Consider the following 11108-nt stretch of genomic DNA (forward strand, 5'->3'; position numbering starts at 1 on the left):
GGTGAACAATCTGGTCAAGGACGCCCGCAAGGTGCAGCAGACCATCCTGATGGTGGGCGACATCACAGACATCTATGTGAACAGTTTCCAACGGATGCTCCGTGACGGGAATTTCAGACCCGAAGAGCTTTCCGCAATCGCTTTCGGCTACACGAAACTGCTGGAGGAAAGCAACGAAGTGTTGACGGAACTCAGGAACGTGGTGAACATCACCACGCTCTCCATGACCGACAAGGAGCGCATGGACGTGGTGGAACGCTGCCACTCGAAGATGAAGCGTTACCGCAACCTCGTGAGCTACTACACGAACAAGAACATCTCCGTGAGTTACCTGCGTGCGAAAAAGAAGAACGACCTCGACCGCATCATGGGGCTGTACGGGAACATGAACGAAAGATACTGGTAGCCTATGAAGTTCGACAACCTTCATCAGATTTTACGTTCACTTTATGAGCAGATGATGCCGCTGTGTGGGGACATGGCTGGTGTGGCGAAAGGCATCGCCGGGCTGGGTGCGCTGTTCTACGTCGCCTACCGGGTATGGCAGTCGCTGGCGAGAGCTGAACCGATAGACGTATTCCCGATGCTCCGTCCTTTTGCCATCGGTCTGTGCATCATGTTCTTCCCGACTGTGGTGCTGGGCACGATAAACAGCATCCTCTCACCCGTCGTACAGGGCACGGCAAAGATGCTGGAGGCGGAAACGCTGGACATGAACCGATACCGGGAGCAGAAGGACAAACTGGAATACGAGGCGATGGTACGCAACCCCGAAACCGCCTACCTCGTGTCCAACGAGGAATTTGACAAGCAACTGGAGGAACTCGGCTGGTCGCCCTCCGACATGGTGACGATGGCGGGAATGTATATCGACCGGGGAATGTACAACATGAAGAAGAGCATCCGCGACTTCTTCCGCGAGATACTCGAACTGCTGTTCCAAGCCGCCGCCCTCGTGATAGACACCGTCCGCACCTTCTTTCTCGTGGTGCTGGCGATTCTCGGTCCGATAGCCTTCGCCCTGTCGGTATGGGACGGTTTCCAAAACACGCTCACGCAGTGGATATGCCGCTATATACAGGTCTATCTGTGGCTACCGGTATCGGACATGTTCAGCACCATACTGGCGAAGATACAGGTTCTGATGCTGCAAAACGACATCGAGCGGATGCAGGCAGACCCGAACTTCTCGCTGGATTCGAGCGACGGGGTGTATATCGTATTCCTCTGCATCGGCATCATCGGCTACTTTACCATTCCCACCGTTGCGGGCTGGATTATCCAAGCCGGAGGCATGGGCGGTTACGGTCGCAACGTGAACCAGATGGCGGGACGAGCCGGAAGCATGGCGGGCAGCGTGGCGGGTGCAGCCGCAGGAAACGCAGTCGGACGTGTCGGCAAATTGCTGAAATAATCAATGTGCAATCATAAATTGGAAAATATAAATGGAATTCAAATCACTTAGAAACATCGAATCGTCGTTCAGGCAGATACGCCTGTTCGGTATCGTCTTCCTCTCGCTGTGCGCCGTGGTGACGGTGTGGAGCGTGTGGAACTCCTACCGTTTCGCAGAGAAGCAACGGGAGAAAATCTATGTGCTGGACAACGGCAAGAGCCTGATGCTCGCCTTGTCTCAGGATTTGTCGCAGAACCGCCCGGCGGAGGCACGGGAACATGTGCGCCGTTTCCACGAGATGTTCTTCACGCTATCACCTGAAAAAAGCGCGATTGAACACAACGTGAAACGTGCCTTGCTGCTGGCGGACAAGAGCGTGTACCACTATTATTCGGACTTCGCGGAGAAGGGGTACTACAACCGCATCATCGCCGGGAACATCAACCAAGTGCTGAAGGTGGACAGCGTGGTGTGCGACTTCAACGCCTATCCCTACCGTGCCGTGACCTACGCCACACAGAAAATCATCCGGCAGAGCAACGTCACCGAGCGCAGCCTCGTGACCACCTGCCGCCTGCTGAACGCATCGCGGTCGGATGACAACCCGAACGGTTTTACCATCGAGGGTTTCACCATCATTGAGAACAAGGATTTACAGACTATCAAACGGTAACAGGACATGAAAAGTATCAGAAAATCAATGTGGGGCATGTATTGGAAACTCCACGACAAACGGAAACGCTTGGCGGCAAGTCTCAAAGGGTATCTGGACGGCTTGCCGCCGGAAACACGCCGCCGCATCGTGCTGGGGATGTTCGCCGCCTTCGCGGTGCTTGCCCTTTACACCTTCGGCAGAGCCGTCTATGACATCGGCAGGAACGACGGCTCACATATGGAAACGGGACACGCCGGACGGGTGGAACTGCCGACCCCGGCGGAAACAGGCAATCACTTAACACCTTATTTATATGGAACAGACAAAGAATGAACCGACGAAAGAGAACAAAGCTGCTCCCGAAACGGGGAAACCGAAAAAGGAGCGCGAACCGCTGACAGAGGCGCAACGGCTGAAACGGCAGAAGATGATCGTGCTGCCCGCTATGGTGTTGGTGTTCATCGGGGCGATGTGGCTGATATTCGCCCCGTCCTCCGGCAAGGAGCAACCGCCGGGAACGGACGGATACAACACCGAGATGCCCGACGCTGACAAGGCGAACCGGCAGATTATCGGCGACAAGCTGAAAGCCTACGAGCATGGGGAGATGGAAGAGCGTCAGGAGAGCCGCAACCGTGCCATCGGGCAGCTGGGCGACATGTTCGACCGCGAGATAGCGGGAACGGAGAACGGAGTGGACTTCGACCTCGCCAATCCGGGCGGCAAGGAAGAAAGGGCAAAGCCAGCCACGCCGCAGACCATCCAGTCCTCCGCAGCCGCCTACCGTGACCTGAACGCCACGCTCGGAAACTTCTACGACCAGCCGAAAAACGACAATGCGGAGATGGACGAATTGTTGGAGCGCATCGCATCGCTGGAGTCGGAACTGGAAAGCGAGAGGGGCAAGGCTTCCTCTATGGACGAGCAGGTGGCTCTTATGGAGAAGTCCTACGAGCTGGCGGCAAAGTACATGGGCGGTCAGAACGGAGGACAGCCATCGGCGGAACAGAGGGCAGAGCCAACTACCGTGCAGAAAGGGAAGAAGAACAAGGCAATGCCTATCAGACAGGTGGAGCATCAAGTAGTTTCTTCACTCTCACAGCCTATGAGTAACGCGGAGTTTGTCGCCGCCTTATCGCAGGAACGCAACCGGGGTTTCAACACGGCTGTCGGCACGGCGGAGGTATTGGACAGGAACACCATACCGGCGTGCGTGCATGGGGCGCAGAGCGTGACGGACGGGCAGACGGTAAGGCTGCGCCTGCTGGAGCCTATGGCGGTGGCAGGCAGGACAATACCCCGGGGTGCGGTGGTGGTCGGCACGGGCAAGATACAGGGTGAGCGGCTCGACATCGAGATTACCTCGCTGGAATACGACGGCACGATTATCCCCGTGGAGCTTGCGGTCTATGACACGGACGGACAGCCCGGCATCTTCATCCCGAACTCGATGGAGATGAACGCCGTCCGGGAGGTCGCCGCCAACATGGGCGGCTCGCTGGGAAGCAGCATCAACATCTCCACCAATGCCGGGGCGCAGCTCGCCTCCGACTTGGGCAAGGGGCTGATACAAGGCACGAGCCAGTACATCGCCAAAAAGATGCGAACCGTCAAGGTGCATCTGAAAGCCGGGTACAGGGTCATGCTTTACCAAGAAAAATATTGAAAACAATAAAAATTACCACTAAAATCCAAAAGTAATGAGAAAAGTAATCATCATGTTTGCCCTCGCTATGGGCATCATAACTGCCAACGCGCAGGAGAATGTAACCGTTGAAACGACCAACGGAAGTGAACAACCGACCTTGACGAAGGAGGTCTATCCGCAGAAGGAGGCGGACGGCGACCTATATCACGGGCTGTCACGCAAGCTGACCTTCGACCGCATGATACCGCCGCACGGTCTGGAAGTGACCTACGACAAGACCGTCCACGTCATTTTTCCGGCGGAGGTGCGCTATGTCGATTTAGGCTCGCCCGACCTGATTGCCGGGAAAGCCGACGGAGCGGAGAACATCATCCGTGTGAAGGCTACCGTAAGGAATTTTCCCAACGAAACGAATATGTCCGTCATCACGGAGGACGGCAGTTTCTACACCTTCAACGTGAAGTACGCCGCCGAACCGCTGTTGCTCAACGTGGAGATGTGCGACTTCATCCATGACGGCAGCACGGTGAACCGCCCGAACAACGCGCAGGAAATCTATCTGAAAGAGCTGGGCAGCGAAAGCCCGATGCTGGTGCGCCTTATCATGAAGTCCATCCACAAACAGAACAAGCGCGAGGTGAAGCATATCGGCTGCAAGCGTTTCGGCATCCAATACCTGTTGAAAGGCATCTACACGCACAACGGCTTGCTTTATTTCCACACGGAGATAAAGAACCAGAGCAACGTGCCTTTCGATGTGGACTACATCACTTGGAAAATCGTGGACAAGAAGGTTGCGAAGCGTACTGCCGTGCAGGAGCAGATTATTCTGCCGCTCCGCGCGCAGAACTACGCCACCCTCGTGCCGGGCAAAAAGAGCGAGCGCACGGTCTTCACGATGGCGAAGTTCACCATCCCCGATGACAAGTGCCTCGTGGTGGAATTGAACGAGAAGAACGGCGGCCGTCACCAGTCCTTCGTGATTGAGAACGAGGATTTGGTACGCGCGGGTACCATCAACGAACTTCAAGTACGCTGACCATGAGAAAGTACATCGCAATAATCATCGCGTCGCTTGCCCTTTTTACAGGGCAGGCGCACGCCCAGCGGTGTCTGCCGAAGATGCAGGGCATCGAGGTGAGGGCGGACATGGCGGACGGCTTCAATCTCGGCGGCAAGGACGGCGGGTACAGCTTCGGGGCGGCTCTCTCCACCTACACGAAGAAGGGGAACAAGTGGGTGTTCGGTGGCGAATACCTGTTGAAGAACAATCCCTACAAGGACACCAAGATACCCGTGGCGCAGTTCACGGCGGAGGGCGGCTATTACTTCAAGATACTGTCGGACGCCCGAAAGATTGTTTTCGTCTATGCCGGGGCTTCGGCTCTCGCCGGATATGAGGCGGTAAATTGGGGGAAGAAGGTGCTGCATGACGGCTCCACGCTGCACGACCGGGACGCCTTCATCTACGGCGGTGCGCTGACGCTCGATGTGGAGTGTTACGTGGCAGACCGTATCGCCCTGCTTGCCAACCTGCGGGAGCGTTGCCTTTGGGGTGGCGACACACGGAAGTTCCACACGCAGTTCGGGGTCGGTATCAAGTTCATCATCAACTGACACGGGCATGGAAAGGACGGAAATAGATGCTGTCAGAAGGATGCCGCTTGCGGATTTTCTCGCACGGCTGGGGCATGAGCCTGTCAGAAGGAGCGGTAACGAGCTGTGGTATCTTGCCCCGTACAGGGGCGAGCGCACATCCTCTTTCCGTGTGAACGTGGCGAAACAGCTCTGGTACGACTTCGGTTTGGGCAAGGGCGGCGACATCTTCACGCTTGCCGGGGAGTTTCTGCAAAGCGATGACTTCATGAAGCAAGCGAAGTTCATAGCGGAAGCCGCCAATATGACGGTTGCCGGATGGGAAAAGCCCGTCTATCTCTCGAAGCCGACCGAATCCGTTTTTGAGGATGTGGAGGTCGCTCCGCTGCTCCGCTCACTGCTGACGGAGTATTTAGAGGAACGGGGCATCCCTTACGCCATCGCATCCCGTCACTGCTGCCGCTTGAACTACGGTGTGCGTGGGAAACGGTATTTTGCCGTTGGCTTTCCGAACATGGCAGGTGGCTATGAAGTCAGAAGCCGATATTTCAAGGGTTGCATACCTCCGAAGTCTGTATCACTGGTAAAGGCGAATGACATCCCGGCTGACGAGTGCCTCGTGTTCGAGGGCTTCATGGACTTTCTCTCTGCCGTGACGCTTGGTGTAACCGGTAACGCTGACTGTCTTGTGCTGAACTCAGTCGCCAACGTGGAGAAGGCGGCGGGATTGCTGGACGGATACGGGCGCATCGGCTGCTTCCTCGACCGTGACGAAGCCGGACGGCGGACGCTTGCCGCACTTACCATGCGATACGGGGAACGTGTCACCGACCGTTCCTCCCTCTATGACGGTTGCAAGGACTTGAACGAGTACCTGCAACTGACAACGAAAAAACAGAAAAACAACCATCTAAAAATCGAAGAACAATGAACATACTGAACAACAGAAACAAGAGAACATCAATATTCAAGGCAGTGGCGTTATGCCTGATAGCCGCCATGTCATTCACCCTCGTGTCATGTGACGATGACATGGACATCCAGCAGTCCTATCCCTTCACGGTGGAGGTCATGCCCGTGCCGAACAAGGTAGTAAAGGGGCAGACAGTGGAAATCCGCTGTGAACTGAAAAAGGAGGGCGACTTTTCGGGTACGCTCTATACCATCCGCTATTTCCAGTTCGAGGGGGAAGGCTCGCTCAAAATGGATAACGGCATCACCTTCCTGCCTAACGACCGCTACCTGCTGGAGAACGAAAAATTCCGCCTGTACTACACGGCGGCGGGTGATGAGGCGCATAATTTCATCGTGGTGGTGGAGGATAACTTTAGCAACTCCTACGAACTGGAATTTGACTTCAACAACAGGAATGTAAAGGACGACGATCTTACCATCGTTCCCATCGGCAACTTCAGCCCCTTGTTGAAATGATGCGTGTATTCATGACAATGCTCTGTTCACTTCTGACGGTCTGTTCTGTGTCCGCGCAGATCAGCCGCCAAGAGGGAACGGACGGGCAGGCGGCAATCTACCGACTGCCGCTTATGGAACGTGCTTTTTTATGCTGCCGCTACTTTGAAGGCTGGCACTCAGAAAAACACTACCCATACGTCGGTTGGGGTCACAAACTTTTGCCAAACGAGAAGTATTCGGCACGAACCATGACAAAACGGGATGCGGATGAACTTTTGCGGAAAGACCTGCGCAAATTTGTCGCCATGTTCCGTAAATTCGGGGTTGATTCGATTTTGCTTGGCACGTTAGCTTACAATGTGGGACCGGCGAAGCTGTTAGGCAGCAAAACAATCCCCAAAAGCACCTTAATCAAGAAGCTGGAAGCTGGTGACAGGAACATCTACCGTGAGTATATAGCCTTCTGCAACTACAAAGGAAAACGCCACGCCATGCTGCTCAAACGGAGAAAGGCGGAGTTTGCGCTGTTGTATATCCCATAAAAGGACTGACAAAACTGGCAAAAGACGTGCCATATTTAACTTGGCACGTCTTTTGCTCTATCACTTGATAGATTATCGTAGGATTTTCTCGTTAATTGACATCGTTGAGCCATTTTTGCCTATCGGTTTCCAAATAACACTTCAAGTTGTAAGTGTTGTGAGAGCAATACAAAACATAGTTATTAACCATAAAAAGTATAGCGAAATTATGAAGAAAGTATTTAGGAAAATTCAGAAAGGAACAACAAAAATGATTGAACGTATCAAATCGTTGGGGGAAATGGAGACGAAGCAGAAATGTGTAGTTCAACGGTTCGAGATTATCATTCCCCTCCACCAAAAAATAACGACCCAATATATAGCCTCCGCAAGTTTTACTTGCGGATTTTTTAGTTATCGCAGATTGGACAAAGGTTTCTTTGCTACTTTCTTTGTCCGCCATCATGCTCACTGAAAGAAAGTAGGGCGGCTCTCGCCGCCCCGCCACTCAAAAGCGTGTGTAAAGTCCCGTCACCATCGTGAACATTTCCTCCAGCATATCAAAATAGATACCCTCGTGTACGGCAATGTCCTTTGTCTTGCACTCAAAGGTCTTTTTGCTGAACGTCCTGCGGTAGAAGCGCATATTGTAGAGGTCTGCCCCTTCGTCATAGATGATGTCAAGGCGGTTGGCACTTGTTTTGTTCCTTGCAAGGCTCATCCGTAAGCCGTTGCCCATATCTATGAAATCACGGCTACCTGTCATGGCGGTGAAGCGTTTTCCGCCTATCTGCTGTAATATCGTCTTGGCTATCATATCTTTTGTTTTTAGGGTTTTAAGTATTGGCGGTGCGGACACCGCCATCCCGTTCAAAATTCTCGCATTTCGGAAATGGGGGTCTGCCGTTGTAGCCACTCTTTCACACATTCCATATTGTACTCGCTCGTGATGACTGCCGTATGGCTGTCGGTGGCGGTGAAACGTGTGCTTTCGTAATCATCTATCCACCCCTTGAGGGTGTCCGTTCCCCACGCTCCGGTATCGTCAAAGATACCGTCCAATGCCGTGATAGGTTCGCTGAACTTGACTATCAGCGTTTGATAGGTCGTGTTCATAGTCTGTCCTCCTTTCCCTTCTTTGCGTTCAGCCACTTGTCCCGTGCGGCTCGGCACTCGTCCAACGTGGGTTTGACACAAGAGAACAATTCTCTGTCTATGGGGTGGCGGTAGTCGTACTGCACAAGTGTCCGCCTGCGTCTTCCGATACCCGATTGGAAACGCTCGTATTTCTCCGTACCTGCTTCCGCGCAGGTGCTTACTCCGTTGATGGTCATTCGTGTTGTCATAATGTTGCTTTTTAGATGGTTAAAAATGTACTGACAGAACTCTGTTCTTCATCACCATTTCGGGGTTGCTTGTGTAGCGTTGGTGCAGGTAGAAATGGTGTGAGCCGAAGCCGTAAAGGAAAAACTTGTCAAGTTCGTGCTTCTCGGCAAACTCCTTTACGCTCTTTCTCAATTCCCCCTCACTCGTTGTGAGAGTGAGGAGGTTCACAAATTCAAGGAACATCGTGGGGATTGCATCATCCCACACACAAATCATACTTTCAATTCTTACTTCCATATCAATGTTGTTTTAGGGGTTATGCTATGCCGCTTTCATCCGCTCACGGATAAGGTTGGCGTTCTTGTTCACAAGGTCTATGATGCGCTCGTGATATTCGGTGTCCTGGTTGTGCTTGCCGTGGCACTGCACCACTTCGAGGGTTCGCAAGTCCACCTCTACGGTTTCAATAATCTCATCGCCAATCCTTGCCGATAGTATGAGGGTGTCGGCTTTCTTGTAGTATCCACTGCCAAACACGCAGATGCCCTGCGTCTTGCCCTCGTTGTAATACTCGTCTATGCTTTCAAGCACCTTGACGATTATTTCCTCGTCCGTGATTACCAAGCCGAAGAATTTGGATTTGTTGGCGATGAAATCCTCCGCATCTTTCTTTCGTTGGAGTTGTCGCTGTTGCTCACGCTCACGCCTTTCAATCTCCCAACGGCGTTGCTCTGCGGCTCTTTCCTTCTCGTGTATGGCTTCAATTTTTCGGGTTGCGTTGTCGTGTGCCGCCATGAAATCTTCGGGACAGATGTTCTTCGGGTTACGGAGGTCTTGACCGAGTTTTTTGAGCATACGCAGATAGTCGCACCACATTGAGAGGTTGTCTATCTGATACTTGTGACGCTTGGCAATCAGATATGATGCCCAACATTCATCGGCAGTACGGGTATTGAAAAGAAAGTGTTTCATGACCTCAATCTCACCGCCTTTCATAAGGGTTTCAATTCTTGGGTCTGAAAGCAAGGCTTTGAAAAGACGCACGGGGGAGATGCCGTGGAAATCGCCCTTGAAGCCGTTACGTCTGAGTTGGGGCAATATCCTCATCTTTGGATATGCACAGCTTCTTGCCACCACATCATCGTATAGGCTGTTGTGCGGTCTTACCTCCATATCGCTGCCTAATGCCCACACATCGCAATAGCAGAAAAGGAAGCCACGGAGCAACGCCATGTCCGTAACCTTGCCGTCGGGTGAAATCCAACGCTGCACGACCTCGTGGCAGTAGAAACGCATCGGTTCGCCTTTCCTGCTCTCGCATCTGACCTGCGCCACGCGGATTACCTGATACCCTTTGCAGGTGGTTATCACGCTGAAATTCTGCGTTTCCTTGTAGATGCGTCTGCGTGTGTCCTGCACTTTGAGTTCGGCATGGCATTTGGGGCAGGTGCAGCCTTCAAGGGTGTCGCATAGTCCGCTGTCGCTGTGCCACTCGTGACCGCAGTCGGAACAGGTGATGTTCCCTTTCTTGGTGCGGTAGCCGATATGCTCAACGCAGTGGCGGTATGCCCAATCTATTTGTGTCGCTGATATGGGGCGAAGGTTGGCGGAAAGTCTTGCCACCTCTTTCTGTATCTTGGTCTTCGGTTTCATAAGCCTAAATCAAATAATGAGGGTTGGGGTTGGTTTTCTTTTCTCGCTGACGGTCTGTGGCGGTTCTGCAACTTGCGGAGTTCCTCCTCTTGGTATTTGCGGACAGCGTTCTGACGTGCCTCCGCCTTTTCCTCTGCCGTGAGTTTCACAACGTGGTTCACAACCACTTGGCAGTCCATCGGTTTGCCCACCTCTATCTCGTTTTCCTCATAGTAGTGGATGGCTTGCCCGAATATCTCTCCGTCCGTGAAACCGTTGCAACCGCTTTTCTGCACATAGTTCAGAATGTGGGTCACGCACTCGTCCATGTTCTTGGCAGGGTTGCGGTACTTCTTTGCAAATAGCGCATCTTCCTCCGCACGCTGTTCCAAGTACATATATATCGTTCTCTTGAAATGGTCTGTTCCTTTCATATCGCTGTCATTTTTAGATTATCTGTTTCAGTATCTCTCTCCAATAGGTCGGCTCTACCTCGCTGAGAAGGAAGTCCATGAAATCCCTCCGTGCGTCCTTGTTCAGTTCGTGGTACAATCTTCGGAAAGTTTCAAAATTGCCGTTGATGTACGTTTCCACCATATACACGAAGATGTTGTCCACCTCGTAATATCTGCACTGCTGCGCTGCCGTCTTGCTGTTTCTTTTTGCCATGTCGGTAAGGGTTAAAGGGTGAATAACCAAAGGATGAAGCCAAAGAAGGCAATGGTGGAAAGGATAGCCACGATTACACCTATCGCCACTCGGAACACTCCGTTTACAATCTCTCTGATGATGCCCCAAAGGATGCCGAACACCCCGAAGGCGGTGCGCATCATCAAGCCGCATATCGCCAACCCGATGTGTTGCGCCATTTGTCTGAAATTTGCCGTTGCCGTCATATCTTCGCTGTTTTTGATTTTTTTG

At 52.8% G+C, this 11108-nt stretch carries 18 protein-coding genes and 1 pseudogene; 11 read left to right on the forward strand and 8 right to left on the reverse strand.

The window, feature by feature from the left end:
• The 11 genes and pseudogenes from WKT12_RS15820 to WKT12_RS15870 all read left to right on the forward strand — a co-directional run.
• Nucleotides 1-406, forward strand: a pseudogene (locus WKT12_RS15820) (DUF4141 domain-containing protein); the annotation flags it as partial.
• A gap of 3 nt (nt 407-409) precedes the next feature.
• On the forward strand, nt 410-1414 hold the full coding sequence (gene traJ, locus WKT12_RS15825) for a conjugative transposon protein TraJ (protein ID WP_004291518.1): 1005 nt from the start codon (nt 410-412) through the stop codon (nt 1412-1414).
• Between the two features lie 31 nt (nt 1415-1445).
• Nucleotides 1446-2069, forward strand: a complete 624-nt coding sequence (gene traK / locus WKT12_RS15830) for a conjugative transposon protein TraK (protein WP_004291519.1) — start codon at nt 1446-1448, stop codon at nt 2067-2069.
• A 27-nt stretch (nt 2070-2096) separates the two neighbouring features.
• Nucleotides 2097-2384: a TraL conjugative transposon family protein gene (locus tag WKT12_RS15835; RefSeq protein WP_018697145.1), complete on the forward strand. Its 288-nt coding sequence runs from the start codon at nt 2097-2099 to the stop codon at nt 2382-2384.
• Nucleotides 2365-3717, forward strand: coding sequence for a conjugative transposon protein TraM (gene traM, locus WKT12_RS15840; RefSeq protein ID WP_004291521.1), 1353 nt, complete (start codon nt 2365-2367; stop codon nt 3715-3717). The genes WKT12_RS15835 and traM overlap by 20 nt, the downstream gene beginning before the upstream one ends.
• Nucleotides 3718-3751: 34 nt before the next feature.
• Nucleotides 3752-4738 carry a conjugative transposon protein TraN gene (gene traN, locus WKT12_RS15845; RefSeq protein ID WP_004291522.1) on the forward strand — a complete coding sequence of 329 codons (987 nt, stop codon included), beginning with the start codon at nt 3752-3754 and terminating at the stop codon, nt 4736-4738.
• A 2-nt stretch (nt 4739-4740) separates the two neighbouring features.
• Nucleotides 4741-5316 carry a conjugal transfer protein TraO gene (locus tag WKT12_RS15850; protein ID WP_004291523.1) on the forward strand — a complete coding sequence of 192 codons (576 nt, stop codon included), beginning with the start codon at nt 4741-4743 and terminating at the stop codon, nt 5314-5316.
• Nucleotides 5317-5323: 7 nt separating this feature from the next.
• On the forward strand, nt 5324-6226 hold the full coding sequence (locus WKT12_RS15855; RefSeq protein ID WP_004291524.1) for a toprim domain-containing protein: 903 nt from the start codon (nt 5324-5326) through the stop codon (nt 6224-6226).
• A complete protein-coding gene (locus tag WKT12_RS15860; RefSeq protein WP_004291525.1) occupies nt 6223-6726 on the forward strand; it encodes a DUF3872 domain-containing protein in 504 nt (167 codons plus the stop codon). Before WKT12_RS15855 ends, WKT12_RS15860 begins: the two co-directional genes overlap by 4 nt.
• Nucleotides 6723-7250 (forward strand): glycoside hydrolase family protein, encoded by a 528-nt coding sequence (locus tag WKT12_RS15865; protein WP_004291526.1) that lies wholly within the window; start codon nt 6723-6725, stop codon nt 7248-7250. The genes WKT12_RS15860 and WKT12_RS15865 overlap by 4 nt, the downstream gene beginning before the upstream one ends.
• A gap of 64 nt (nt 7251-7314) precedes the next feature.
• Complete coding sequence (locus WKT12_RS15870) at nt 7315-7704, forward strand: hypothetical protein (RefSeq protein WP_004291527.1); 390 nt, start codon at nt 7315-7317, stop codon at nt 7702-7704.
• A gap of 33 nt (nt 7705-7737) precedes the next feature.
• Here WKT12_RS15870 and WKT12_RS15875 read toward each other — a convergent pair whose 3' ends face one another.
• From WKT12_RS15875 to WKT12_RS15910, 8 genes are read right to left on the reverse strand one after another with little or no spacing between them, the layout of a single operon-like run.
• A complete protein-coding gene (locus tag WKT12_RS15875) occupies nt 7738-8046 on the reverse strand; it encodes a hypothetical protein (RefSeq protein WP_004304290.1) in 309 nt (102 codons plus the stop codon).
• A 53-nt stretch (nt 8047-8099) separates the two neighbouring features.
• Nucleotides 8100-8345 (reverse strand): DUF6956 domain-containing protein, encoded by a 246-nt coding sequence (locus WKT12_RS15880; RefSeq protein WP_004291529.1) that lies wholly within the window; start codon nt 8343-8345, stop codon nt 8100-8102.
• Nucleotides 8342-8575, reverse strand: coding sequence for a DUF3873 domain-containing protein (locus WKT12_RS15885; RefSeq protein ID WP_004304291.1), 234 nt, complete (start codon nt 8573-8575; stop codon nt 8342-8344). The genes WKT12_RS15880 and WKT12_RS15885 overlap by 4 nt, the downstream gene beginning before the upstream one ends.
• Nucleotides 8576-8594: 19 nt before the next feature.
• Nucleotides 8595-8852, reverse strand: coding sequence for a hypothetical protein (locus tag WKT12_RS15890; protein WP_004291531.1), 258 nt, complete (start codon nt 8850-8852; stop codon nt 8595-8597).
• A 24-nt stretch (nt 8853-8876) separates the two neighbouring features.
• A complete protein-coding gene (locus tag WKT12_RS15895) occupies nt 8877-10208 on the reverse strand; it encodes a PcfJ domain-containing protein (protein WP_004291532.1) in 1332 nt (443 codons plus the stop codon).
• Nucleotides 10205-10621 (reverse strand): PcfK-like family protein, encoded by a 417-nt coding sequence (locus WKT12_RS15900; protein WP_004291533.1) that lies wholly within the window; start codon nt 10619-10621, stop codon nt 10205-10207. The genes WKT12_RS15895 and WKT12_RS15900 overlap by 4 nt, the downstream gene beginning before the upstream one ends.
• Nucleotides 10622-10634: 13 nt before the next feature.
• Nucleotides 10635-10856: a hypothetical protein gene (locus WKT12_RS15905; protein ID WP_004291534.1), complete on the reverse strand. Its 222-nt coding sequence runs from the start codon at nt 10854-10856 to the stop codon at nt 10635-10637.
• Between the two features lie 11 nt (nt 10857-10867).
• Nucleotides 10868-11083, reverse strand: a complete 216-nt coding sequence (locus tag WKT12_RS15910; RefSeq protein WP_004291535.1) for a hypothetical protein — start codon at nt 11081-11083, stop codon at nt 10868-10870.
• Nucleotides 11084-11108: the final 25 nt, after the last annotated feature.

Source organism: Phocaeicola sp. HCN-6420 (genome assembly GCF_037890145.1).
Classification (GTDB): domain Bacteria; phylum Bacteroidota; class Bacteroidia; order Bacteroidales; family Bacteroidaceae; genus Phocaeicola.

Bases quoted from the DNA above. Each gene is read 5' to 3' on its own strand.
- traJ (WP_004291518.1), top strand. From the start codon at position 410: ATGAAGTTCGACAACCTTCATCAGATTTTACGTTCACTTTATGAGCAG.
- traK (WP_004291519.1), top strand. From the start codon at position 1,446: ATGGAATTCAAATCACTTAGAAACATCGAATCGTCGTTCAGGCAGATA.
- WKT12_RS15835 (WP_018697145.1), top strand. From the start codon at position 2,097: ATGTGGGGCATGTATTGGAAACTCCACGACAAACGGAAACGCTTGGCG.
- traM (WP_004291521.1), top strand. From the start codon at position 2,365: ATGGAACAGACAAAGAATGAACCGACGAAAGAGAACAAAGCTGCTCCC.
- traN (WP_004291522.1), top strand. From the start codon at position 3,752: ATGAGAAAAGTAATCATCATGTTTGCCCTCGCTATGGGCATCATAACT.
- WKT12_RS15850 (WP_004291523.1), top strand. From the start codon at position 4,741: ATGAGAAAGTACATCGCAATAATCATCGCGTCGCTTGCCCTTTTTACA.
- WKT12_RS15855 (WP_004291524.1), top strand. From the start codon at position 5,324: ATGGAAAGGACGGAAATAGATGCTGTCAGAAGGATGCCGCTTGCGGAT.
- WKT12_RS15860 (WP_004291525.1), top strand. From the start codon at position 6,223: ATGAACATACTGAACAACAGAAACAAGAGAACATCAATATTCAAGGCA.
- WKT12_RS15865 (WP_004291526.1), top strand. From the start codon at position 6,723: ATGATGCGTGTATTCATGACAATGCTCTGTTCACTTCTGACGGTCTGT.
- WKT12_RS15875 (WP_004304290.1), bottom strand. From the start codon at position 8,046: ATGATAGCCAAGACGATATTACAGCAGATAGGCGGAAAACGCTTCACC.
- WKT12_RS15880 (WP_004291529.1), bottom strand. From the start codon at position 8,345: ATGAACACGACCTATCAAACGCTGATAGTCAAGTTCAGCGAACCTATC.
- WKT12_RS15885 (WP_004304291.1), bottom strand. From the start codon at position 8,575: ATGACAACACGAATGACCATCAACGGAGTAAGCACCTGCGCGGAAGCA.
- WKT12_RS15890 (WP_004291531.1), bottom strand. From the start codon at position 8,852: ATGGAAGTAAGAATTGAAAGTATGATTTGTGTGTGGGATGATGCAATC.
- WKT12_RS15895 (WP_004291532.1), bottom strand. From the start codon at position 10,208: ATGAAACCGAAGACCAAGATACAGAAAGAGGTGGCAAGACTTTCCGCC.
- WKT12_RS15900 (WP_004291533.1), bottom strand. From the start codon at position 10,621: ATGAAAGGAACAGACCATTTCAAGAGAACGATATATATGTACTTGGAA.
- WKT12_RS15905 (WP_004291534.1), bottom strand. From the start codon at position 10,856: ATGGCAAAAAGAAACAGCAAGACGGCAGCGCAGCAGTGCAGATATTAC.
- WKT12_RS15910 (WP_004291535.1), bottom strand. From the start codon at position 11,083: ATGACGGCAACGGCAAATTTCAGACAAATGGCGCAACACATCGGGTTG.